The 25,826-nt window shown below is 58.5% G+C and carries 14 protein-coding genes and 1 pseudogene; 12 read left to right on the top strand and 3 right to left on the bottom strand.

Translation table 11 applies throughout. The features are described 5' to 3' along the window. The first annotated feature begins 176 nt into the window (after positions 1-176). The 6 genes from ihfB to IV01_RS15240 all read left to right on the top strand — a co-directional run bounded on the left by ihfB (position 177) and on the right by IV01_RS15240 (position 6,738). Complete coding sequence (gene ihfB / locus IV01_RS15215) at positions 177-473, top strand: integration host factor subunit beta (protein ID WP_003369729.1); 297 nt, start codon at positions 177-179, stop codon at positions 471-473. Positions 474-494: 21 nt separating this feature from the next. Continuing rightward, the gene (locus tag IV01_RS15220; RefSeq protein WP_032627903.1) at positions 495-737 is read left to right on the top strand and encodes a lipopolysaccharide assembly protein LapA domain-containing protein; all 243 of its coding nucleotides are present in this window, start codon (positions 495-497) and stop codon (positions 735-737) included. 370 nt (positions 738-1,107) lie between these two features. After that, complete coding sequence (locus IV01_RS15225) at positions 1,108-2,553, top strand: MBL fold metallo-hydrolase RNA specificity domain-containing protein (protein WP_032627902.1); 1,446 nt, start codon at positions 1,108-1,110, stop codon at positions 2,551-2,553. A gap of 88 nt (positions 2,554-2,641) precedes the next feature. Further along, a complete protein-coding gene (locus IV01_RS15230) occupies positions 2,642-3,616 on the top strand; it encodes a UDP-glucose 4-epimerase family protein (protein WP_032627900.1) in 975 nt (324 codons plus the stop codon). After that, the gene (locus IV01_RS15235) at positions 3,613-4,626 is read left to right on the top strand and encodes an MraY family glycosyltransferase (protein WP_032627899.1); all 1,014 of its coding nucleotides are present in this window, start codon (positions 3,613-3,615) and stop codon (positions 4,624-4,626) included. The genes IV01_RS15230 and IV01_RS15235 overlap by 4 nt, the downstream gene beginning before the upstream one ends. A 111-nt stretch (positions 4,627-4,737) precedes the next feature. Then, complete coding sequence (locus IV01_RS15240) at positions 4,738-6,738, top strand: polysaccharide biosynthesis protein (protein ID WP_032627898.1); 2,001 nt, start codon at positions 4,738-4,740, stop codon at positions 6,736-6,738. Between the two features lie 64 nt (positions 6,739-6,802). Here the strand turns inward: IV01_RS15240 and IV01_RS27040 are convergent, their stop codons facing one another. After that, on the bottom strand, positions 6,803-7,054 hold the full coding sequence (locus tag IV01_RS27040; protein ID WP_229636112.1) for a hypothetical protein: 252 nt from the start codon (positions 7,052-7,054) through the stop codon (positions 6,803-6,805). Here IV01_RS27040 and IV01_RS15245 point away from each other — a divergent pair. Both IV01_RS15245 and fabF read left to right on the top strand, forming a co-directional pair. Next, positions 7,020-7,307: a ComEA family DNA-binding protein gene (locus tag IV01_RS15245; RefSeq protein WP_418903523.1), complete on the top strand. Its 288-nt coding sequence runs from the start codon at positions 7,020-7,022 to the stop codon at positions 7,305-7,307. The two genes, IV01_RS27040 and IV01_RS15245, sit on opposite strands and share 35 nt — an antisense overlap. 311 nt (positions 7,308-7,618) lie before the next feature. Next, positions 7,619-8,893 (top strand): beta-ketoacyl-ACP synthase II, encoded by a 1,275-nt coding sequence (gene fabF, locus IV01_RS15250; RefSeq protein WP_032627896.1) that lies wholly within the window; start codon positions 7,619-7,621, stop codon positions 8,891-8,893. Here fabF and IV01_RS15255 read toward each other — a convergent pair whose 3' ends face one another. After that, on the bottom strand, positions 8,894-9,457 hold the full coding sequence (locus IV01_RS15255; protein ID WP_032627895.1) for a TetR/AcrR family transcriptional regulator: 564 nt from the start codon (positions 9,455-9,457) through the stop codon (positions 8,894-8,896). A gap of 208 nt (positions 9,458-9,665) precedes the next feature. Here IV01_RS15255 and IV01_RS0124950 point away from each other — a divergent pair. Further along, positions 9,666-10,256 (top strand): annotated as a pseudogene (locus tag IV01_RS0124950) (GNAT family N-acetyltransferase); the annotation flags it as partial. 180 nt (positions 10,257-10,436) lie between these two features. Here IV01_RS0124950 and IV01_RS15260 read toward each other — a convergent pair. Next, a complete protein-coding gene (locus IV01_RS15260) occupies positions 10,437-10,982 on the bottom strand; it encodes an RNA polymerase factor sigma-70 (protein ID WP_032627894.1) in 546 nt (181 codons plus the stop codon). A gap of 262 nt (positions 10,983-11,244) precedes the next feature. Here IV01_RS15260 and IV01_RS15265 point away from each other — a divergent pair, with 262 nt between their 5' ends. The 3 genes from IV01_RS15265 to IV01_RS15275 all read left to right on the top strand — a co-directional run bounded on the left by IV01_RS15265 (position 11,245) and on the right by IV01_RS15275 (position 25,580). Next, the gene (locus IV01_RS15265; RefSeq protein WP_032627893.1) at positions 11,245-11,463 is read left to right on the top strand and encodes an MbtH family protein; all 219 of its coding nucleotides are present in this window, start codon (positions 11,245-11,247) and stop codon (positions 11,461-11,463) included. Position 11,464: 1 nt separating this feature from the next. Beyond that, entirely contained in the window at positions 11,465-12,229 is a 765-nt protein-coding gene (locus tag IV01_RS15270; protein ID WP_032627892.1) for a thioesterase II family protein, read from the top strand. A gap of 100 nt (positions 12,230-12,329) precedes the next feature. After that, on the top strand, positions 12,330-25,580 hold the full coding sequence (locus IV01_RS15275) for a non-ribosomal peptide synthetase (protein WP_032627891.1): 13,251 nt from the start codon (positions 12,330-12,332) through the stop codon (positions 25,578-25,580). The last annotated feature ends 246 nt before the right edge of the window (positions 25,581-25,826 follow it).

Below are 25,826 nucleotides of genomic sequence, written 5' to 3'. Positions count from 1 at the left end.
GCTTCTGCAGGGCGGTTGGGCTACATCGCTGGTAATCCGGGGTCTGGCGCTGACACCCAAATATTGACCAATAGTGACAGTCTCACATAAGTCAATACTTGGGCTGTTCAAATTCATCCGGTCATGCTAAAACCTTCGGAGCGCTTATCTAGCTGCTTGAAAAAGAAGGGAAAAATATGACGAAGTCGGAGTTGATCGAACGAATTGTCACCCATCAAGGGCTGCTTTCATCCAAGGATGTGGAGCTGGCCATCAAGACGATGCTTGAGCAAATGTCTCAGTGCCTGGCGACAGGTGATCGCATCGAAATCCGTGGTTTCGGCAGCTTCTCGTTGCACTATCGTGCGCCGCGCGTAGGCCGCAATCCAAAAACGGGTCAATCCGTCAGCCTCGACGGCAAATTCGTTCCGCACTTCAAGCCGGGCAAAGAGCTGCGTGATCGGGTAAACGAAGATGAAGAAGAGGGGCTCTAGGCCTCCCGAAAGGAGCAACAGATGCGGATTTTTACTCGGGTGATTGCGATTCTCGTCGCATTGCTGCTCGTCGTATCGACGATAGTGTTCATTCTCGAGAACCAGCAAATGGTGTCTCTGGTTTTCTTTGGCTGGTCGTCCCCGCAGTTTTATCTGGCTATCCCGGTCATAGTCGCGCTGTTGGCAGGCATGATCATCGGCCCATTCCTGGGCTGGGCAGTCGGTATGCGCAAAAAGCGTAAACTGGACCGCCGATCCATCTGAGTCCTGGTGGGTCTTCAGTTTCAACCCCACCGTTGGTCGATAAGTTGCCTCAATAATTGGGGTGACGTTGAATGACGTCGAAACTCTGCGCTTCTCTCCATGCTAGTTACTCCATTCTCGATCAAGCTGACTGTCTCTGTAGTGCCGGTCATCCCGCTTGGTAGGAAAATTCTTAAATGTTTGTCAGGCATTTATATATATTCCGTGAGTAATTATTCAATGCGATATCGTGCTCAATGTTTACTGGTTGTTTCTCCATCTCCCTTCCGTATGAGTGCTCTCTTTTAACTAAGTTCTCGCTCACGTCAAGAGTTGAAAAGTATCAGTTTGCAGGCAAAATATGCGGATATATGGCTTTTGAGATCGTGGAATGAGTTATCCAGCAGTTATCCATCATGGTGGGGTTGAAAGCGTTACCGGTTCGTGTCATCAACTAGATGTTGACGAATATAACAGCGTACTTATTGATTGCGGACTTCGTCTCGATAGAGCAGCAGTCGACGAGTCTGACTCGGGCTCTGACATCGATTTTCGCCATGATGCGATTAGGGCGCTGGTGGTCACCCATGTGCATATCGATCACGTGGGCAGAATTCCGCAGCTTTTGGCCGCCGGTTACAGAGGGCCAATAATCTGCAGCGAACCTTCGCTAGAAATGCTGATGCTTGCTCTGGAAGACGCCAGCAAGCACCAGTTCAGTCAGGACAAGACGCAGGTCGAGCGTTACCTTGCTCTGGTGCGGCAGCTTACAGTCAGCCTGCCGTTCAACACTTGGCAGGAGGTCATCAAGACTTCTGATGTGACTGTAAGGATTCGCCTCCAGCGGGCCGGGCATATTCTCGGCTCTGCCTATGTGGAGTGCGACATCCTTTATCCCGGGGGGCAGCCCCCAAAACGTATCGTCTTTTCTGGCGACCTGGGTTCCTCCCATAATCCTTTGCTGACCAGCCCAGCGTCACCTGAGCGCGCTGACATGCTCATTCTGGAAAGCACTTATGGCGATCGACTGCATGAGGATCGCGTCAGCAGGCAAGCGCGTCTTGAGCAGGTCATCGATCGAGCATTGGCTGATCACGGCACGATTCTGATCCCGGCGTTCAGCATTGGTCGTACCCAGGAGCTGTTGTATGAAATTGAGGACATTCTGCGTCGCAAGGCACTGATTGATGATGGCGAGCAAACTTGCGAGGCGGATTCGCTGGTCGATTGGCCTCAATTACCCGTTATTCTTGATTCGCCACTTGCCAGTCGCTTCACCCGTGTCTATCAGAAATTCTACGGTTACTGGAATACCGCTGCGCAAGAGCGTTTGAATCAGGGCAGGGCGCCTCTGAGCTTCAAGCAGTTGATCACCATCGATAGTCATGACAAACATTTAAAGGTGGTTAATTACCTTGCCAGTACCGGGCGGCCAGCAATTGTTATCGCTGGAAACGGGATGTGCTCAGGTGGGCGGATCATCAACTACCTGAAAGCCATGCTCGAAGATGCTCGCCATAATGTTGTGTTTATCGGCTATCAGGCCCCGGGAACGCCGGGTGCTGCTATCCAGAGTTATGGCCCTTTGAACGGTTATGTCGAAATAGATAGGGAACGTTTTAATATAAACGCTGGCATTAGTACCGTTGGTGGATATTCAGCGCATGCTGATCAGCAGGAACTCCTGCGTTTTGTGACCGACATGAATATCTGGCCTGAAGAGATACGGCTGGTTCACGGCGAATCAGATGCTAAGAGGACCCTTGGGGAGTTATTTAAACGTAAATACTCATTGAGGAAGACTCCGTTGAAATTAGTTATTCCTCCTCGCAGCTGACGCGTCGAGTGATGTTAGTCGAAATTTACGTTGAAGATTTTTCTTATCAAAGTAATATTTGCACTGACTTTATTTGAGGCGTTGATTTATGAATGGCCGACCCGCCATGATCGCTGTAACCGGCGCGACAGGTTTCGTCGGGGGCGCTTTGGTTCGACACCTTGCAGAGCAGTCGGCTTACAAGGTGCGGGTTGCTACGCGTACTGCATACGTCCCGCCGGGAGACAGGGTTGAGCACGTTCACATCGGCAACCTGACCCCGGAGTGCGACTGGGCTGCCTTCGTCAATGGCGTGGACGTGATCGTTCATGCTGCGGCGCGGGTGCATTTATTGAATGACTCCGCTGAAAATCCGGACGATGAATACTTTCGGGTAAATGTGGCTTCAACATTGAATCTCGCCAATCAGGCCGTTTTGGCCGGTGTGAAACGTTTCATTTTCATCAGCTCGATAAAAGTGAATGGCGAGTCGACGCTCAAAGGTGCGCCATTCACGGCGGATCAACCAAGCGACCCTTCTGATGCGTATGGGGTTTCCAAATGCAAGGCGGAGCAGCGCTTGCGAGAGCTGGCTGATCGCACCGGTATGGAGGTCGTAATCATTCGACCTGTCCTGGTGTACGGCCCTGGTGTGAAGGCGAACTTCTTCAACATGATGCGCTGGCTGGATAAAGGCATGCCGCTTCCCTTGGGGGCAGTGGATAACCTACGAAGTCTCGTCGCACTGGATAATCTGGTTGATCTGATTGTGAGGTGTACTTGGCATCCAGCAGCGGCCAACCAGACATTTCTGGTCAGCGACGGGGATGATCTGTCCACGACCAGTCTCTTACGCCACGTCGCAAATGCCCTGGGCAAACCAGCACGCTTGATTCCCGTGCCTGTCTGGTTATTGAACACGGGCGCTTCTGCGCTGGGTAAAAAGGCTTTTCTGCAGAGGCTTTGCGGTTCGTTGCAGGTTGATATATCCAAAACCTGTACGATGCTTGATTGGACGCCACCCGTCGGTGTCGAGGTCGCCATGAGCAAGACCGCGCGTTATTTCCTGGAACATAAAGAATGAGTGAGTGGGTTTGGATCGTGTTGGCGGGATGCCTTTCCTTGATGCTAACGGCGGGGCTTCGCAAGTACGCGGTGTCCAAAAGCTTGATAGACATTCCAAACGGCCGCAGCTCTCACTCAGTGCCTACGCCAAGAGGCGGTGGTGTTTCAATCGTTGTGACCTTCCTGCTGGGGATTGCTTTCCTGGCGGCAGAGCAACGCGTGGCGATGTCGTCAGTCCTTGCTTTCGTGGGGGCGGGCGGTCTTATTGCCATTATCGGTTTCATGGACGACCACGGGCATATCGCCGCTCGCTGGCGTTTATTAGGGCATTTTGCTGCTGCAGCCTGGGCGCTGTTCTGGATCGGTGGCCTGGCGCCATTAAGTATCATGGGGACCACCCTCGATCTGGGCTTGATCGGCAATATACTTGCGGCGTTCTATCTGGTCTGGATGCTCAATCTTTATAACTTCATGGATGGCATCGATGGCATCGCCAGCGTGGAAGCGCTTTGCGCCTGTTTCGGTGCATGTCTTATCTATGTGATTTGCGGCTTTAATGAACTCATCGGGTTGCCGCTATTATTAGCTGCGGCAGTGGCGGGTTTCCTGTTTTGGAATTTCCCTCCCGCAAAGATTTTCATGGGGGATGCTGGTAGCGGTTTTCTGGGTTTAGTGTTGGGCCTGCTATCGCTTCAAGCGGCCTGGGTATCTCCCCCCTTGTTATGGGTCTGGCTGATTCTGCTGGGCGTGTTTATTGTCGACGCAACGTACACGCTGGTCCGACGCATGATTCGGGGCGACAAGATCTACGAGGCGCACAGAAGTCATGCTTATCAATTCGCTTCGCGACGTTTTGGTCATCTGCGTGTCACATGGGCGGTAGGCCTTATCAATCTGTTCTGGCTGTTCCCGATAGCGATGTGGATAGCCTTGACCGGCAACGAGGGCTGGCTCGGTATTTGCCTCGCTTACTTGCCTTTGGTAGTCCTGGCCGTCAAGTTCAAGGCCGGTGAGCTGGAACCGGGTTGAATGTGCAACCGGTTGATCTCCAGATAAATGTGAATAACCTCATCCTCGCCTGATGCCCTGTAGGTTGCGTAGATGACCCCCAATGCGGAGCAAGAGGTGCTTGAAGGAATCATGGAAAAGTTACGAGCTTTTTTACTGGCGTTGCCACGCCGTCAAAAGCGAATAATTCAGGTTGCCGCTGACGTATTTCTGGTTTGGGCTGCGCTCTGGATGGCTTTCGTCGTGCGCCTTGGCATTGATGATCTGATCAATCCGTTCGAAACCCATACCTGGCTGTTCATCCTCGCGCCGATTGTTGCCATCCCGCTTTTCATCCGGATGGGGCTGTACCGCGCTGTCATGCGCTATTTCGGCAACGATGCGCTGATAGCCATCATCAAGGCTGTCAGCCTCTCTGCTCTAATTCTGGGCTGTCTGGTTTATTTCTATAGCAACCACAAGCAAATTGTTCCGCGCTCCATCATGTTCAATTACTGGTGGTTGAGCATGGTCATGATCGGCGGTCTGCGTCTCGCCATGCGCCAGTACTTTCTGGGCGACTGGTTCTCGGCGGTTCAGCACATGCCGTTTACCAATCGGGACGACGGTTTGCCAAAAGTTGCGATCTACGGCGCCGGTGCCGCAGGCAATCAATTGGTGGCGGCGTTGCGGATGGGGCGGTTGATGCGACCTGTCGCGTTCATTGACGATGATGAGTCCATCACCAACCGGATGATTTCCGGGCTCCAGGTGTACAAGCCGCGGCACATCCAGCGGATGATGGAAGTGACCGGGGCGCAGGAAATCCTGCTGGCTATCCCGTCTTCCACCCGTGGTCGTCGACGGGAAATCCTTGGTTTCCTCGAAGGCTTTCCTCTGCACGTACGAAGCGTTCCGGGGTTCATGGACCTGGCGGCGGGGCGGGTCAAGGTCGACGACCTTCAGGAAGTCGACATTGCTGACTTGCTGGGCCGAGACTCGGTACCTGCCCAGGCTGAGCTACTGGAGCGTTGCATCAAAGGGCACACCGTCATGGTGACGGGTGCGGGTGGTTCAATTGGTTCGGAGCTGTGCCGGCAAATACTGTTGCTTGGCCCGACAACGCTTTTGCTCTTTGATCACAGCGAGTTCAACCTTTACACCATTGCTTCGGAGCTAGAGGAGCGCGTTGCACGTCTGTCTCTGCCGGTGAGGCTGCTGCCGATACTGGGCTCGATTCGTAATCACGCCCGATTGCTGGACATCATGAAAACCTGGGGGGTGACTACTGTCTATCACGCGGCGGCCTACAAACATGTGCCCATGGTTGAGCACAACATTGCAGAAGGTGTGATGAACAACGTGGTGGGCACATTGAATACTGCCCAGGCAGCGCTGCAGGCTGGGGTGGCCAATTTCGTGCTGATTTCCACGGACAAAGCGGTTCGGCCGACCAATGTCATGGGCAGCACCAAGCGTCTGGCGGAATTGACCCTGCAGGCGCTGAGTCTTGAGGCTGCGCCGGTAATGTTCGGTGACCAGAGCAATGTTTATCAGGTCAATAAAACCCGTTTCGTCATGGTGCGCTTTGGGAATGTATTGGGTTCCTCGGGATCGGTAATTCCGTTATTTCACAAACAGATTCAATCCGGTGGACCGCTGACCGTCACTCACCCGAAAATCACTCGTTACTTCATGACCATCCCGGAAGCCGCACAATTGGTGATTCAGGCGGGTTCCATGGGGCAGGGCGGCGATGTGTTCGTGCTGGATATGGGTGAACCCGTCAAGATCATCGAACTTGCTGAAAAGATGGTGCACTTGTCCGGTCTTAGTATTCGCTCAGAGAAAAATCCTCAAGGTGATATTTCAATCGAGTTCACCGGGTTACGCCCTGGCGAGAAGTTATACGAAGAATTACTGATTGGCGATAACGTGGTCTCCACCGAACACCCCATGATCATGAGTGCTCATGAAGATCATATGTCCTGGGAGGTGCTGAAACGCTGTCTGGCGCGCCTGCTGGATGCGGTGGATGACGATGACTACACCCGTGTCAGGCATATCTTGCGGGAGACAGTCAGCGGGTATGCGCCTGACGGAGAAATCGTTGACTGGCTTTATCAGGAGCGGCGCCAAGATCCTCGTTTGTAAGAGTCAAGGCCTTCTATTTATTTGCTAATAAATAGAAGGTCATTTATCTAATGATTTCAAACTTTTACATGTAATAGAAAGACACGCATGCTTTCTTTCGAAAACCCTCCGGCTGGACTATTTTTTGGACCGCAGCATAAGCAATGTTGCGATCACTTAATGAAGTCACGGAGTTCTTCATGCGTAAATCTATTGTGTACTCACTGATATTTGCTTTGTTGGGAACAGCCTCTGTTGCTGCAACGGCTGCCACGGATATGGCGCCTGCGATGGGTAGCTCAATGAAAGCCACTGCACCAGCGATCAATTCATCCATGGCTGCACCTGCGATGAGCGATATGGCTGCACCTGCAATGCAGGAGCAGATGATGGGCCAGGTCAATATCAATACGGCGGACGCAGAGACGCTTCAGAAGGAGCTGTCAGGCATCGGCAAAGGCAAGGCGTTGGCCATCGTTGCTTATCGCGAGGCCAATGGCGAGTTCACATCGGTGGATGAGCTGATCGAAGTCAAAGGCATCGGCAAGGCCATTCTCGACAAGAACCGTGACAAGATTTCCATCCAGTGATGCTTTAACCCCTGCTGCACAGGCCGGTCTTTGACCGGCCACTTCCCTGGAATGCTTTCATTGTGGGAGCTCGCGATGCTCGTGAGCTCCCACAGGTTCTGCGTTTTTTCGACAGCTCCTACACAACCTGCTTTTGCAGAAAGCCCTTCAATCATTCCTCCTGATTGAGCGTCCTATTGACACATGGAATGTCGGTCGACATACAATCAATAAAATTATGGTCGTAATACTTAAACGATTGTCATGTGGAGATTTCCAATGAGCGGTATCCATCAAAACGCCACTGCGCTTATCAGACGGGAGTGCCATCTATGAGCGCTCGACGCATCGTGGTAACCGGTATGGGGCTGGTGACGCCCTTGGGTAGCGGCGTCGAAACGGTCTGGCAGCGATTGTTAGCGGGACGTTCGGGCATTGTCAGGTTGGCAGAGGAATTCGTGGCGGATTTGCCAGGCAAGATCGGCGGCCGGGTGCCGTTGCTGGCTGAGGACACCGAAGCCGGCTTTGATGCTGACAGCGCAGTGCCCGCCAAAGAGCAAAAGAAAATGGATCGCTTCATTCTGTTCGCCCTTGGCGCAGCGAAGCAGGCGATTGATCAGGCTGGCTGGGTCGCCCACAGTGAGCAGGACAAGGAGCGAACCGCCACGATCATCGGCTCCGGCATTGGCGGATTCGGGACCATCGCGGATGCCGTGCGCACCACTGACACTCGCGGCCCGCGACGTTTGTCGCCGTTCACTATCCCGTCTTTTCTGGTCAATCTCGCGGCAGGGCATGTCTCCATTCAGCACGGCTTCAAAGGTCCATTGGGCGCACCGGTTACCGCTTGTGCTGCGGGCGTGCAGGCGATCGGTGATGCTGCGCGAATGATCAGGTGTGGCGAAGCCGACATTGCTATTTGCGGCGGAGCTGAAGCGGCCATTGATCGTGTCAGTCTTGCCGGGTTCGCGGCGGCTCGGGCCTTGTCCAGCGGCTTCAACGAAACCCCCGAAAGGGCTTCACGGCCGTTTGACCGAGACCGTGATGGTTTCGTCATGGGTGAAGGGGCCGGGATTCTGGTGATCGAGTCTCTGGAGCATGCACTTGCTCGGGGCGCCAAGCCGATTGTCGAGCTGGTCGGGTACGGCACCAGCGCCGACGCTTATCACCTGACGGCCGGTCCAGAGGATGGCAGTGGCGCTCAGCGGGCGATGCGCACAGCCATTGGGCAGGCTGGAATCGATGCGTCGCAGATCCAGCACCTCAACGCCCATGCGACCTCGACCCAGGTAGGCGATAAAGGCGAGATGGCCGCGATCAAAGCGATTTTCGGTGATCAGCAGTCCATCGCGGTGACGTCAACCAAATCCGCGACCGGGCATCTGCTGGGCGCGGCGGGGGGGATCGAGGCGATTTTCACGGCCCTGGCGATTCGCGACCAGATCGCCCCGGCGACCCTCAATTACGAGAACCCCGATGAAGCTGCTGAGGGGCTGGATATCGTCCACGGCACTGCGCGAGCCATGCATATTGAATACGCCTTGTCCAATGGCTTTGGGTTTGGCGGGGTCAATGCGAGCCTGTTATTGCGCCGCTGGCACGGTTGATCAAGCGTCGCTGGTTTGTTGTTTGAGCCACTCGCGGGCGGTGTCCAGGATTCGGGTGGAAAGAGCCGGGTCCTGAGTGCTCCGTGACAGCAACAACGCGCCCACCATCGTTGACAGCATCACCACACTGTTCACGTCCGAGCCAGTGCCACGCAGCGCATTTTCCAGAGAGGCCAGTCGCGCCTGCAAAAGCTCATCGGTGATTGCGCTGGGTTGGCTGCGCTGGCCCAGCTCTGCCGCCATGGTCGGTAACGGGCAGCCTTTTTCCGGGGTGTCGCGGTGGATTTCGCTCAGGTACAAATCAACGAACGCGGTGAGTGCGTGCTCCTGTGAAAACGCTTTGCTGGTGTATTCGCTCGCCTCGTCGGCGGCGCACCGCAGGGCCTCCTCTACCAACTCGTCCTTGGATTTGAAGTGCGCGTAAAACCCGCCATGGGTCAGGCCCAGCGCCTTCATTAATGGCTGCAGCCCGGTTGCGCCGATCCCGTCACGGCGAAAACGCGCCGAAGCTTCCTGAAGAATACGTTCACGGGTTTGTGCTTTGTGATCTTGCGTGTACCGCATACGGCGAGCCTCCCAGGCGCTCATAGAATGTCGGTCGACATTTTCACATGGAAGTGGAAGACCCTGGCTAGTAAGTTTTTAACCTGGGCTCGGACGCAGAAGCGTCGCCAAGGCTAAATTCTACTCGCCGGTTGTCGTTCCAAGAGGTAATGACCTCAATTCGTGAGCCCAAAGCATGCCCCAGTCATTACTACTAGCCGCCCGCCTTTTGCCACGTCCACCCAAGCCGGATGGCGAAGTCTACCGCCGTTATGACGCCAGGCTGGACGCTTGGGTTTCCCTGCGAACTCTGGATGTCGGTCATGACCTGGAGCGATTTCACCGCTGGCAAAACAATCCGCGCGTGGCGCAGTTCTGGCAGGAGCAGGGCACGCTGGAACAACATCGCGACTATTTGCTCAAGCTCGCCAACGATCCCCACACATTGACCCTGATCGGCTGTTTCGACGATCAGCCGTTCGCCTACTTTGAAGCCTATTGGGCCATGGAAGATCGCATCGGGCCGTTCTGCGATGCGCAGGATTATGATCGGGGAATTCACATGCTGGTGGGCGAGGAAACTCATCGCGGACCACACAAGGTTGCCAGTTGGTTATCGACACTGGTGCACTACCTGTTCACCGACGATGAGCGCACCCGGCGGCTCGTCAGCGAGCCGCGAGCTGACAATGCAAAGATGATCGCTTACCTGCAGGGCCAGGGTTTTGTGCGGGAGAAGGAGTTCGATTTTCCGCATAAGCGTGCGGCGCTGATGACCCTGGATCGGCAGCGGTTTTATGAGCAGTGTGAGTGGGTTTGATTGGCCGTGATGTACCTGTTGCGGGAGCGAATTTATTCGCGAAGGGGTCAGGAGCCTGAATATGAACTGACTGACGCGCCGCCTCGCGAATGAATTCGCTCCCACGCAGGAACGTTCGGTTCACAGGAATATTTGTATTGCGAAAGCCCCGCGCGGGCAGGGTCACCTGCCCGATGCTGTTCAGCGGCGTACGGCCCGGGCTTCCTGTAGCGAAACCTTGCGGCAGTGCACCAAGGCATCACGAATCATAAAGTTGACCAGCGTCGGGGAGACGCCCAGTTCCTTGGCAATGTCCTTCTGCGGGACTCCGTGCAGCCTGTACATCTCGAAGGCATAGCGTGTGCGGCTAGGCAATTCGGTCAGGGCGTCGGCGATGGTTTCAAGGGTGGTGAAGTTGATGTGCGAGGTTTCAGGGGAGGCGCCGTGGATCACCACATTCAAGCCCTCTTCTTCGCTACCCGAATACTTCTGCTCCAGTGCCTGTTTGCGGTAGTGATCGATCGCCAGGTTGCGCACGATCTGAAACAGGTAACTGAGCTGGGCCTTGATAGAGGAGGTGATCTGTGGCGCGGACTGCAACCTGAAGAATGCGTCCTGCACGACGTCTTCGGCTCTTGATCGGCACCCCGTGATGCGAGCGGCGATCTTGACCAGAATCAGACGGTTTTCAACGAACGCCTGGAGTAACGGTGAATCGCACGTACTTGTGGATAATTGTTCCGGCATGGAAATCACCTTGCAGCAATGGGCAGCTGAAGCTCAGTAGGGAAGCTCCCTACACACCGGGCAACAAATTAGGCTGGATGATAATTATTGTCAATTGAGAAATATATCTATCACCGGGTTTTGTTGCCTGCGCCATGCCTCACCGCTTGCTCTGCCTGAGCTTCAGCAATTTTTGCGTTACTAATTATTTTTCAACCCCATCCGTTCTCCTTGGTGACAGCCCCGACTCCCCGCACGGGCCTCTACTGAGCAGGAACACGACATGGTATTTGATCGCGAAGACCTCACGTTTCAGGTGGTCTGCAACCACGAAGAGCAGTACTCCATCTGGCCGGATTACAAGGCTATCCCTATGGGCTGGCGTGCGGTTGGCGTCAAGGGCTTGAAGAAGGAATGCCTGGAATACATCGAACAGCACTGGACTGACATGCGTCCACTGAGCCTGCGACAGAAGATGGATCAGGACAAAGTGGTGGCCTGAAGTGAGCGCCTTCAACAGCCTTCGTCTGTTCTGCCTCCCATATTCCGGCGCCAGTGCCATGGTCTACAGCCGCTGGCGGCGTACCTTGCCGCAGTGGCTTGAAGTCCATCCGCTCGAGCTGCCCGGGCGCGGTATGCGCATGAACGAGCCGCTGCACACCGATATCCGGCAGCTGGCGACGCAACTGGCCCTTGAGATTCGCCGCCAGCTGCTACTGACCCCGGACCAGCCTTACGCATTGTTCGGTCACAGCCTGGGCGGTCTGCTCGCCTATGAGCTGGCTCATGCGCTGCTGGAACTGCATGCCGCGCCGCCGCTGTGTCTGTTCGTCTCGGCCACTGCCGGACCTGCGCACCGGGATGTCAGCGAATACCGCCAGGCCAAGACCGACGCCGAATTGATCGAGCGCCTGCGCAGTCTGCAAGGCACCACCGAAGAGGCACTCGCCGACCGCGAACTGATGGCGCTGATGCTGCCCATTCTGCGGGCAGATTTCCTGCTCTGCGGTAGCTTCCGCTATCAGCCTCGCGAGCCATTGCCGATGCCGCTGCACGTGTTCGGTGGCAGGCAGGACAGTGTGCGTGTCGAGGAACTTTTGCACTGGCAGGACGAAACCCTGGTGGGTTTCTCGCTGGACATGTTCGAAGGCCACCACTTTTTTCTCCATGACCAGCAAGCCCCGCTGCTGCGCTGCGTGCGGCGCTACGCCGAGCAACATCTGGCGCGGGCCAGTCGGCAACGCTCACCGGCCGCGGCGGCCAGCTGACTTAGCCGCGACGTCTTGAACTGCGACATCGGGTGCGCCCAATGCTGCGCCCCTTTTTTGTGAATTTCCGATTGCAAGCCGGACTCAGGCAGGAACAACCATGAACGACGCGTTCGAACTCCCCAAGACACTGGTGCAGGCCCTGCAACAACGCGCAGCTGGCCAGCCTGATCGTATTGCCCTGCGATTTCTGGCAGAAGATGCCCGCGAAGGTGCAGTGCTCAGTTATCGCCAGCTGGACCTGAGAGCGCGAACCATTGCTGCCGCCTTGCAGGCACAGGTCGCCCCCGGTGAACGCGCGGTGTTGTTGTTCCCCAGCGGTCCGGACTATGTAGCGGCGTTCTTCGGTTGCCTGTATGCCGGCGTGATTGCCGTGCCAGCGTATCCTCCCGAGTCGGCGCGTCAGCATCATCAGGAGCGCTTGCTGTCGATCATCGCCGATGCCGAGCCGCGCTTGATTCTGACCCGCAGCAGCCTGCGTGAGCCGTTGCTGCAAATGAGTGAACAGTTGAATGCCGTGGATGCGCCGCAACTGCTGTGCGTTGATGGCCTCGACAGCGAGCAGGCCGACGGCTGGCGCGAACCGGATTTGCAGCCCGATGACATCGCCTTCCTGCAATACACCTCCGGCTCCACTGCGCTGCCCAAAGGCGTGCAAGTGACCCACGGCAATCTGGTCGCTAATGAATTGCTGATCCGCCGTGGCTTCGGCATTGATCTCAACCCGGACGATGTGATCGTCAGTTGGTTGCCGCTGTATCACGACATGGGTCTGATCGGGGGCTTGCTGCAACCGATTTTCAGCGGTGTGCCCTGCGTGTTGATGTCTCCGGGGTCTTTCCTCGCCCGACCACTGCGCTGGCTCGAAGCGATCAGCGAATATGGCGGCACCGTCAGTGGCGGCCCGGACTTCGCGTACCGGCTGTGCAGCGAGCGGGTCAGCGAGGCGGCTCTTGAGCGCCTGGACCTGAGCCAGTGGCGGGTGGCGTTCTCGGGTTCCGAGCCGATTCGGCAAGACAGTCTGGACCTGTTCAGCAATAAGTTCGCCGCCAGTGGTTTCACGGCGGACAGCTTTTTTGCCTGCTACGGTCTGGCCGAAGCCACCTTGTTCGTGACCGGCGGCCAGCGTGGGCGCGGCATTGCCAACCTTGAAGTCAGCGACACGGCGCTGGCGCAAAACCGCGCCGAACCTGGAGCTGGCAGCGTCTTGATGAACTGTGGTGCCAGCCAGTCGGAACACGCGGTGCGGATCGTCGATACAGTTTCCAGCGAGTCGTTGAACGAAAATCAGATCGGTGAAATCTGGGCAGCAGGACCGAGTATCGCTCGCGGGTACTGGCGCAACCCTGAGGCCAGCAGCCAAACCTTCGTCGAGCGTGACGGGCATACCTGGTTGCGCACCGGCGATCTGGGCTTTTTGCGTCACGGCGAACTGTTCGTCACCGGACGTCTGAAAGACATGCTGATCGTGCGCGGTCACAACCTTTACCCGCAGGACATCGAACAAGCCATCGAGCGCGAAGTGGATGTGGTGCGCAAGGGCCGGGTAGCCGTGTTCGCCGTGACTGAAAACGGCGTTGATGGCATCGGCATTGCGGCAGAAATCAGCCGCAGCGTGCAGAAAATCCTCAAGCCGGATGCCTTGATCAACGCCATCCGGCAAACCGTCGCGGAAGCGTTTCAGGAAGCTCCCGCCGTGGTGGCGTTGCTCAACCCCGGCGCGCTACCCAAGACCTCCAGCGGCAAACTGCAACGCACAGCCTGCCGCACACGTCTGGCCGACGGCAGTCTGGACAGCTACGCGCAATTCCCCGGCAAACAAAGCGTCGAGCCCGTTGGCGTCAATGTCTCTGAAGGCTTGCAGGCACAGATCGCGGCCATCTGGTGTGAGCAACTGAAAGTCGAGCAGGTGGGCGCTGGAGACAACTTCTTCCTGCTGGGCGGCAACTCCATCGCCGCCGCCCAGGTCATGGCGCGTCTGCGGGAAGTACTGGGCCTGGAATTGAACCTGCGGTTGCTGTTCGAGGCCCCGTCTCTGGGGCAGTTCGCGGCTGAGATCGATCGCCAGCGCAGCGCAGGTGCAAGCACTCAAGACATCATTGCACTACTGCCACGGGGCGGCGACTTGCCGCAATCCCTGGCCCAGAACCGTCTGTGGATTGTCTGGCAGCTGGACCCGGCGAGCGCCGCTTACAACATTCCCGCTGCCTTGCGCCTGCGCGGCGAGCTGGATACCCAGGCCTTGATCAGCAGCTTCGAACAGCTGATCCAGCGCCACGAATCCCTGCGCACCCGTTTCCTTGAGCGCGAAGGAGTGGCATTGCAGCGTATCGACCCCACGTCGGCGTTCACCTTGCATCAGTCAGACTTCACCCATCTGCCCGCCAGCGAGCGCGAGGCGCACGTTGCTCAGGCGCGGGAACACGACGCGCAAAGCGCTTTTGATCTGGAGCGAGGACCGTTGCTGCGGGTGACCCTGGTGCGTCTTGACGATCAGGAACATCAGCTGTGGGTCACCCTGCACCACATCATCGCTGACGGTTGGTCGCTGAACGTGCTGATCGACGAGTTCTCTCGCCTATACGCCGCTGCCAGCCAGGGTCAGACCCTTGCTCTCGCGCCGCTGCCGTTGCACTACGCCGACTACGCACAGTGGCAGCGCGACTGGCTGGCAGCAGGCGAAGCGCAACGCCAACTGGCGTACTGGACGCAGCAGCTAAGCCATGAGCAATCGGACGATGAGCATCCGGCTCTGAGCTTGACCACTGATCATCCGCGTAGGGCGTTGCGCACCCATCAAGCGGCGCGCTACAGCCTGTTGCTCGATGAAGGGCTGAGCACCGCGCTGCGCTACACCGCGCAGGAACACGACGCGACACTGTTCATGATCCTGCTGGCAGCGTTCCAGACGCTGCTGCATCGCTATACCGGCCAGGTCGATATCCGCATCGGTGTGCCGGGTGCCAACCGTCCGCGCCTTGAAACCCAAGGGCTGGTCGGTTTCTTCATCAACACCCTGGTGCTGCGCGGCAAGCCTGATCCACGTAAACCCTTTGCTCAATTACTGGGTGAAGCGCGACTGACAGCGCTGGACGCCCAGGCCCACCAGGACCTGCCGTTCGAGCAACTGCTTGAGGCCTTCCCGCAGGCGCGTGAGCAGGGCCTGTTCCAGGTGATGTTCAACCACCAGCAACGTGATTTGAGTGCCTTGCGGCGTTTGCCCGGCTTGCTGGCGGATGAATTGCCGTGGCACAGCCGCGAAGCCAAGTTCGATCTGCAACTGCACAGCGAGGAAGATCATCGCGGCCGTGTGGTGTTGCACTTCGATTACGCCGCCGAGTTGTTCGACGTGCAGACCGTGCGACGCATGGCCGAGCACTTCAACAGCCTGTTGCAGCAGGTCAGTGATCAGCCTTTGCAATGCATCGGCGACATCGCCTTGCTCAGCCCGATGGAGCGGGCGCAGCAACTGGATTGGGGGCAGGCGCCCTGTGTTGCCGCCGCTCGTTGGCTGCCGCAGCTATTAACCGAACAGGCGGCGCTGACCCCGGAGCGGGTTGCGCTGGTGTGGGACGGCGGGCAACTGAGTTACGCAAGCCTCGATACCCAATCCAACCGTCTGGCCCATTACCTGCGGGATAAAGGCGTGGGCCCGGATGTCTGTGTCGGCATCTGCGCCGAACGCTCGCCTCAACTGTTAATCGGCCTGCTGGCAATCATCAAGGCCGGTGGTGCCTATGTGCCGCTGGACCCGGATTATCCCGGCGAACGCCTGAGCTACATGTTGCGGGACAGCAACGTCCAGTTGCTACTGACCCAAAGTCACCTGATGCCAGGCCTGCCCCTCGGTGACGATGTCATCGCGATCACCCTGGATAACCTGCAGCTGGACAGTTGGCCCTGCGGCGCGCCGGGTCTGCATTTGCTCGGCGACAATCTGGCTTACGTAATCTACACCTCAGGCTCCACCGGCCAGCCCAAAGGCGTTGGCAACACCCACGCCGCGCTGGCCGAGCGCCTGCAATGGATGCAGGCCACCTATCAGCTGGGCGCCGATGATGTACTGATGCAAAAGGCCCCGGTCAGCTTTGATGTGTCGGTGTGGGAGTGCTTCTGGCCGCTGATCACCGGTTGCCAATTGCTGATTGCCGCACCGGGTGAGCACCGCGATCCGCGACGTATCGTCGAGTTGGTCCAGCAGTTTCAGGTGACAACCCTGCACTTCGTGCCACCGCTGTTGCAGCTGTTTATCGAAGACGCTGGCGTGGCCCAGTGCAGCAGCCTTAAACAGCTGTTCTCAGGAGGGGAAGCCTTGCCTGCGGAGCTGCGCAATCGGGTTCTGGAAACCTTACCGAGCGTGCAACTGCACAACCGCTACGGCCCCACCGAGACCGCAATCAACGTCACTCACTGGCATTGTCGCGCCGAAGACGGCGAGCGCTCGCCTATTGGTCGGCCGCTGGGCAATGTGCTGTGCCGGATTCTCGATGCCGAGCTCAATCCACTGCCCGCTGGCGTGCCGGGGGAATTGTGCATTGGCGGCGTGGGCCTGGCCCGTGGTTATCTGCGGCGGCCGGGTCTGACCGCCGAGCGCTTTGTGCCGGATCCACTGGGCGAGGAGGGTGCACGCCTGTATCGCACCGGTGATCGGGCGCGTTGGTCGGCGGACGGCGTTATCGAGTATCTGGGCCGTCTTGATCAGCAGATCAAACTGCGTGGGTTCCGGGTCGAGCCGGAGGAAATCGAAGCACGCCTGCTGGCTCAAACCGGGGTTCGCCAGGCAGTGGTGCTGCTGCGCGAAACCCACAGCGGTACGCAACTGATCGGCTGGTACACCGCTGACAGCGAGGTGACGCCCGAGCAACTGCGAAATGCCTTGGCCGCCGAGCTGCCGGACTACATGGTGCCCGCGCAACTGATGCGTCTGGACAGCCTGCCGCTTGGCCCCAGCGGCAAACTGGACCGTCGCGCGTTGCCTGAGCCCCAATGGCAGCAGCGTGAATTTGTCGAGCCGCGCAGCGAGTTGGAACAGCAGATCGCCGCCATCTGGCGTGAAGTACTGGGTCTGCAGCGCGTCGGCCTGACCGATGATTTCTTCACGCTGGGCGGCCATTCATTACTGGCGACGCAGATTGTTTCCCGGACTCGTCAGGCCTGTGATGTGGAACTGCCGTTGCGGGTGCTGTTCGAGGCCAGCGAGCTGCAAGCCTTCGCCGAGCAGGTGCGGTTGATTCAACTGGCGGGTGACAGCAATCGCCAATTGCCTATCGAGTCGGTGGATCGCAGTCAGCCGGTGCCGCTGTCCTATTCCCAGCAGCGTATGTGGTTCCTCTGGCAGCTGGAGCCGGACAGCCCGGCGTATAACGTCGGCGGCATGGCGCGGCTGCGCGGTGTGCTGGATGTGAGTCGTTTCGAAGCGGCCTTGCAGGCCCTGATCGCTCGCCATGAAACCCTGCGTACTACCTTCCCGAGCGTCAATGGCGTGGCGTTCCAGCAGGTGCACGTCGAATCCGCTTTGCAGATGCAGTGGCAGGATTTTTCTGCACTGAATGAAGGTGATCGCCAGCACCGCCTGCAGGCGTTTGCCGATGCCCAGGCTCACCAGCCGTTCGATCTGGAACGCGGGCCTCTGTTGCGCGCCTGCCTGGTCAAGGCGGGGGAGCAGGAGCACTTCTTTGTACTGACTTTGCACCATATCGTCACCGAAGGCTGGGCGATGGACATCTTCGCCCGGGAACTCAGTGCGCTTTACGAAGCGTTCATCGATGACCGTGAATCGCCACTTGCACCGTTGCCTGTGCAGTACCTGGATTACAGCGTCTGGCAGCGGCAGTGGCTGGAGTCCGGAGAGCGCCAGCGCCAGCTGGATTACTGGACTCAGAAACTGGGCAACGAACACCCGCTGCTGGAACTGCCAGGTGATCGGCCGAGACCTGCCGTTCAAAGCCATCGCGGCGGGCTTTATCGCTTCGAGCTAGGGGATGAGCTGGCGGCACAGGTGCGTGGTTTCAATGCCGAGCATGGCCTGACGCTATTCATGACCATGACCGCCGCATTGGCGGTGCTGCTGTATCGCTACAGCGGCCAGCAAGATTTGCGCATTGGTGCGCCGGTCGCCAACCGTATTCGCCCGGAAAGCGAAGGGCTGATTGGCGCGTTCCTTAACACTCAGGTGCTGCGCTGCCAGCTCAACGGGCAGATGAGCGTCGCGGACCTTATCGATCAGGTCCGGCATACGGTGATCGAAGGCCAGTCCAATCAGGACTTGCCGTTCGATCATCTGGTCGAAGCCCTGCAACCACCTCGCAGTGCGGCCTATAACCCGCTGTTTCAGGTGATGTGCAACGTGCAGCGCTGGGAATTCCAGCAAAGCCGGAGCCTGGCGGGCATGACCGTGGATTATCTGGTCAATGATGCCCAGGCGACCAAGTTTGACCTCAATCTGGAAGTCACCGACCTTAACCAGCGTCTGGATTGCTGCCTGACCTACAGCTGTGATTTGTTCGACGAGCCGCGCATCGCGCGCATGGCCGAGCATTGGCGCAATCTGCTGCGCGGTTTGCTGGCGGATCCGCAGCAGCGCTTGAGCGAGCTGCCGTTGTTTGCCGCTGTCGAGCGCGATCAGTTGCTCCATAGCCTGGCTGCGGAGCCGGGTGAGCACGACCTGGCGCACTGCATTCATCTGCTGTTTGCCGAGCAGGCCGGAAAAACACCGGATGCCGGGGCGCTGACCTTTGCCGGGCAAACCTTGACTTATGCCCAGCTCAACCGCCGCGCCAATCAACTCGCCCGAGCGCTGCGCGAGCAAGGCGTTGGTCCGCAAGTGCGCGTTGGTCTGGCCCTTGAGCGCTCTCATGAGATGGTCATCGGCCTGCTGGCGATCCTCAAGGCGGGCGGCGCCTACGTGCCGCTGGACCCGGAATACCCGCTGGAACGCTTGCATTACATGATCCAGGACAGCGGCATTGGTTTGTTGCTGGGTGACGAGGCGCTGTTCGAGGCGTTGGGGCAATTGCCGCAAAATGTCATCCGTTTTCCTGTGACCGGTAGGAGCGCGCTTGCCCGCGAAGAGGTCGGTACATCCGACACAAATGCAACGTCTGAAAGTCCGTCATCGCGGGCACGCGCGCTCCTACAGGAGAGTGGTGCATCCGCTGCATCGTCTGCGTCTGAAAGTCTGTCATCGCGAGCAAGCTCGCTCCTACAAGGGAGCGGTGGAAAGCAGGCATCAGGTCACGCTGATATCTGTAGGAGCAAGCTTGCTCGCGATGAGGCCAGTGCATCCGCCACATATTCAGCGTCTGAAATTCCGTCATCGCGGGCAAGCGCGCTCCTACCAGAGGATGTGTTTACCAGTTACGACGACTCCGACCTGCCCAACCTCACTCAACCGCACCATCAGGCCTATCTGATTTACACCTCCGGCTCTACCGGTCAGCCCAAGGGCGTGGTGGTCAGCCACGGGGAAATCGCCATGCATTGCCGCGCGGTGATTCAGCGCTTTGGCATGCGGGTCGACGATTGCGAGCTGCATTTCTATTCAATCAATTTCGACGCCGCCACCGAGCGTCTGTTGGTGCCGTTGCTCTGTGGTGCGCGGGTGGTATTGCGTGCGCAAGGCCAGTGGGATGCGCAAGACATCTGCGCGCTGATCCGCCAGCAACAAATCAATGTCCTGGGCTTTACCCCTAGCTACGGCAGCCAGTTGGCGCAATGGCTGGCCAGCCAAAATGAAACCTTGCCAGTGCGCATGTGCATCACCGGTGGCGAAGCGCTGACCGGCGAACACTTGCAGCGCATCCGCGCGACGTTCCAGCCGCGGCAGTTCTTCAACGCCTACGGCCCCACCGAAACCGTGGTCATGCCGCTGGCCTCTCTGGCACCAGATGTTCTGGAAGAGGGGACTGCGACCGTGCCGATTGGCCACATGGTCGGGGCTCGCAATGGCTATATCCTTGACGCCGATCTGACCCTCGTCCCGCAAGGCGCGACTGGCGAACTCTACATAGGCGGCGCGGGTCTGGCGCTGGGTTATCACCAACGGCCGGGGCTGACGGCCGAACGCTTCGTGGTCGACCCGTTCTCGGCGGATGGCGGGCGCATGTATCGCACTGGTGATCTGGTCCGCCAGCGGGCTGATGGCCAGGTTGAGTACCTGGGGCGCATCGATCATCAGGTGAAAATCCGTGGCTTCCGTATCGAACTGGGGGAAATCGAAAGCCGTCTGCTGGAGCACCCGTCCGTCCGCGAAGCCGTAGTGCTGGCGCTGGATGCGCCGAGCGGCAAACAACTGGTGGGCTATGTGGCCGGTGAAGGTGATGCCGCGCGATTACGCGACGCCCTCAAAGCCCATTTACTCAGCCAGCTACCTGAATACATGGTGCCCGCGCAATTGATTGTGCTGGACAGCATGCCCCTGACCGCCAATGGCAAACTCGACCGCCGCGCCTTGCCCGCGCCGGACCCTGAGCACAATCGCCTGCAATTCGTCGCCCCGCAAAATGAGCTGCAACTGGTTCTGGCGGGTATCTGGCGCGAGGTGCTGAATATCGAGCGGGTGGGGCTGCTCGACAACTTCTTCGAACTGGGCGGTGACTCGATCCTGTCGATTCAGGTGGTCAGCCGGGCGCGACAGGCCGGGATTCATTTCAGTCCTCGGGATATGTTCCAACACCAGACCGTGCAGACCCTGGCCAGCGTTGCCACGCGCAGTGCACAGATTCAATCCGAGCAAGGGCCGGTGCTGGGCGCGGCGCAGCTGACGCCAATCCAACACTGGTTCTTCGACGCTGAAATCCCTCAGCGTCAGCACTGGAACCAGGCCGTCCTGTTGCAACCGACTGAACAACTCGACCCCGTGCGACTGGAGCAGGCCTTGCGGACGCTGCTAGTGCAGCACGACGCTCTGCGCCTGCGTTTCACGCTGAGTGGCGGCGCATGGCAAGCCGGACACGCGCCGCTGGAGCAATGCGCGGTGCTCTGGCGAGCAGAGGCGGCTTCGGCTGAATTGTTCGCCGATGCCCAGCGCAGCCTGAATCTCGAACGCGGTCCACTGTTGCGTGCCGTACTGGTCAGCGATGGCAGCGCGCCGCAGCAACTGTTGCTGGCGATCCATCACCTGGTGGTGGATGGCGTGTCCTGGCGGATTCTGCTGGATGATCTGCAATCGGCTTATCGCGACCAACCCTTGCCCGTCAAGACCAGCGCGTTCCGTGACTGGACCCAGCGCCTGCAGGTCTACGCCAGCAGCGAGCCGTTGCGCGAAGAGCTGAACTGGTGGCAGACGCAATTGGCTGGCAGCGGTGATTTACCGTTCGATAATCCTCAAGGTCGACAGCAACAGGCTCAGGCCCATACGGTCAGCGTGCGCCTCGAAGCGCAACGGACACGGCAGTTGCTGCAGCAAGCGCCAGCGGCGTATCGCACTCAGGTCAACGACCTGCTGCTGACTGCGTTGGCAAGGGTGGTGTGCCGCTGGACAGGTGCAGAGTCTGCGCTGATCCAGCTGGAAGGTCACGGCCGGGAAACCCTGTTCGATGACATTGACCTGACCCGCAGCGTGGGCTGGTTCACCAGCGCCTATCCATTGCGCCTGACGCCGTTGGACGTGGCAAATGACGCCGGTCGTGCCGATTCCATCAAAACCATCAAGGAGCAATTGCGCCAAGTACCCCACAAAGGCCTGGGCTACGGCGTGCTGCGCTATCTGGCCGACGAATCATGTCGGCACTGCATGGCCGCGCTGCCCGAGGCGTTGATCACCTTCAACTATCTTGGGCAGTTCGATCAGAGCTTTGCCGACGATGCCTTGTTCAAACCTTTGGACGCTTCGGTAGGCCCGACCCATGACGACCATGCGCCATTGCCCAATGCCTTGAGCATCGACGGCCAGGTTTACGGCGGCGAACTGGTACTGCGCTGGACCTTCAGCAGCGAACGCTTTGAACCGCGCAGCATCGAGACACTGGCCAACGCTTACCTTCAGGAGCTTGCAGGCCTGATCGCGCATTGCCTGAGCGACGAAGCCGGTGGCCTCACGCCTTCGGACTTCCCATTGGCGAACCTGACCCAGCCACAGCTGGATGCGCTGCCGATTCCCGTGGCCGACATCGAGGATGTCTACCCGCTGACGCCGATGCAGGAGGGGCTACTGCTGCACACTTTGCTGGAACCCGGCACTGGCATTTATTACATGCAGGACCGTTATCGCATCAACAGCGACATCGACCCGCAACGTTTCGCCCAGGCCTGGCAGGCTGTGGTGGCCCGGCATGAAGCCTTGCGTGCTTCGTTCTGCTGGGACAGTAGCGAGCAGATGCTGCAAATCATTCACAAGCCGGGTGGCACGCGTATCGATTTCGTCGACTGGAGCGCCGAGCCGGAAGCGGAGCACGAAACCCGGTTGCAAACCTTGCTCAAGAACGAGCGCGAAGCCGGTTTCGATTTGCTCCGAGAAGCGCCGTTCCACCTGCGTTTGATTCGGGTCGGCGAGGGCCGTTACTGGTTCATGATGAGCAATCACCACATCCTCATCGATGCCTGGTGCCGTGGCCTGTTGATGAGCGATTTCTTCGAGATCTATACCGCGCTCGGTGAACAGCGCGAAGCGCAATTGGCATTGGCGCCACGATATCGGGATTACATCGGCTGGTTGCAACGCCAGGATATCGCGCAGTCCAGGCAATGGTGGCGTGCAAACTTGCAGGGCTTTGAGCGCACCACTTACATCCCCACTGACCGACCGTTGTTGCGCGAGCATGCTGGACAAAGTGGCGGCATGCTCGTCAGTGATCGCTACACCCGTCTGGACGAGCACGATGGTCTGCGTTTGAAGGAACTGGCCCAGCGTCATCAACTGACCGTCAACACCTTTGCTCAGGCCGCGTGGGCGTTGGTATTGCGGCGTTTGAGCGGCGAGCGCGATGTCGTGTTTGGCGTCACCGTCGCCGGCCGTCCGGTCGACATGCCGCAGATGCAGCGCACTGTGGGGCTGTTCATCAACAGCATTGCGCTGCGGGTCAGCCTGCCCGCCGACCACGAGCGCTGCACCGTACTGGACTGGTTGCAAACTCTGCTGGATCGCAACCTGCAACTGCGCGAACACGAATACGTGCCGCTGGTGCAGATTCAAGAGTGCAGCGAACTGCCGAAGGGTCAGCCGCTGTTTGACAGTCTGTTCGTGTTCGAAAACGCCCCGGTGGAAGTCTCGGTGCTGGATCGCGCCCAAAGCCTGAGCGCGAGTTCCGATTCCGGTCGTACCCACACCAACTTCCCGCTGACGGCGGTGTGTTATCCGGGAGATGAGCTGGGCCTGCACCTGTCGTTCGACCAGCGCTATTTCGATGGCGAAACCGTGGAGCGTCTGCTGGGTGAGTTCAAGCGCTTGCTGCTGGCCCTTGCGGACGGTATCGAAGGTGACATGTCCGCGCTGCCATTGCTGGCCGCACGGGAGCGTCAAGTGCTCATCCATGGCTGCAATCAGAGCGAGCGTGAGTATCCGCTGGAAGCAGGCTACGTGCGCTTGTTCGAAGCTCAAGTCGCCGCCCATCCACAGCGCATCGTCGCGACCTGTCTGGAACAGCAATGGAGCTATCAGGACCTCAATCGTCACGCTAACCAACTGGGTCATGCCTTGCTGGAGGCTGGCGTGCAGTTAGATCAGCCGGTGGCGCTGCTGGCAGAACGCGGGCTCGATCTGCTGGGCATGATCATCGGCAGCTTCAAGGCCGGGGCGGGCTATTTGCCGCTGGATCCGGGCCTGCCCGGGCAACGCCTGAGTGGCATCATCGAGCAGAGCCGCACGCCATTGCTGGTGTGTACTGCGGCTTATCAGGAACAGGCAATGAGTCTGCTGGAAGGCTGCTCGTGCGCAGGCAAACCTCGATTGCTGGTCTGGGAAGACGTCCAGCAGGGCGCTGGCCCTATGGATAACCTCGGTGTGTATGCCGGGCCGGATAACCTGGCCTACGTGATTTTCACGTCCGGCTCCACCGGGCAGCCCAAGGGCGTGATGGTCGAGCAGCGGGGCATGCTCAACAACCAGTTGAGCAAGGCGCCGTATCTGGATCTGGATCAGTTTGACGTGATCGCCCAGACCGCCTCGCAAAGCTTCGACATTTCGGTCTGGCAGTTCCTGGCTGCGCCGTTATTCGGAGCGCGAGTCGATATCGTCCCCAACACCGTTGCCCAAGATCCCGAGGCGCTGCTCCGGCACGTCGAAGACAGCGGCATTACCGTGCTGGAGAGCGTGCCGTCGTTGATTCAAGGCATGTTTACCGAAGATCGTCCGCCACTGGACCGTCTGCGCTGGATGTTACCCACAGGTGAGGCGATGCCGCCGGAACTGGCTCACCAGTGGTTGCAGACTTATCCACAGGTCGGGCTGGTGAACGCTTACGGGCCAGCGGAATGCTCCGATGACGTGGCGTTCTTCCGGGTCGATCAGGCTTCGACTCAAGGCAGCTATCTGCCCATTGGCACGCCGACCGATAACAACCGTTTGTACCTGCTGGATGAAGCGCTGGAGCTGGTGCCGTCAGGCGCGGTGGGTGAATTGTGCATCGCCGGTATCGGCGTCGGTCGTGGCTATGTGCACGATCCGTTGCGTACTGCGCAGGTCTTCGTGCCACATCCATTTGGTGCGCCAGGGGAGCGGCTGTATCGCAGCGGCGATTTGGCCCGGCGCAGGGCTGATGGGGTGCTGGAGTATGTCGGGCGTATCGACCATCAGGTGAAGATTCGCGGTTTCCGTATCGAACTGGGGGAAATCGAAGCGCGCCTGCATGAACAGCCGCAAATCCGCGAGGCGGCGGTGGCGGTGCAGGAAGGGCCGAACGGCAAGTATCTGGTGGGTTATCTGGTGCCGGTTGAGCAGCAGGCTGGAGAGCTGCCGGAAATCATCAAGGCACGGTTGCGCGCCTCGCTGCCGGATTACATGGTGCCGCTGCATTGGCTGATTCTTGATCAGTTGCCGCGCAATGCCAATGGCAAGCTGGATCGCAAAGCCTTGCCGGATCTGGACATCGGTCAGTTGCAAAGCCAAGGCTATGTCGCACCGCGCAACGAGCTTGAACAGACCCTGGCTGATATCTGGGCTCAGGTGCTGAAAGTCGAACAGGTGGGCGTAAGGGATAACTTTTTCGAACTGGGCGGCCATTCACTGCTGGCAACGCAGATTGCTTCCCGCGTGCAGAACGCCCTGCAACGCAATGTACCGCTGCGAGCGATGTTCGAGTGCAGCACGGTGCAAGCGCTGGCCGCTTATATCGAGGGGCTGGAATCCAGTGTGATCACCGAAGAAAAAGTCGACCGCCTGAGTGACCTGATGGCGCAGCTGGAGGCGTTGGATTAGCCGCTCGGCCGGTGATCTGTAGGAGCTGCCGCAGGCTGTCAGGCGCATCGCTTTGGTCGCAGTCATAACCTCCGGCAACTCCTGCAGAGCAAGCTTCGCTCACACAGTTGTGATCTCAATATTGGCGCGACGACGTGGGACCGGCTTTAGCCGGGAAGAGGCCAGTACATCCACACCATATCCGTCGTCTGAAATGCCGCCTTCCCGGCTAAAGCCGGTCCCACGTCGCACTTTAGCTTGCAGGCA

Source organism: Pseudomonas syringae (genome assembly GCF_000737245.1).
In the GTDB taxonomy this organism is placed as follows: domain Bacteria; phylum Pseudomonadota; class Gammaproteobacteria; order Pseudomonadales; family Pseudomonadaceae; genus Aquipseudomonas; species Aquipseudomonas syringae_J.
This window is presented reverse-complemented; position numbering and strand designations above follow the sequence as displayed.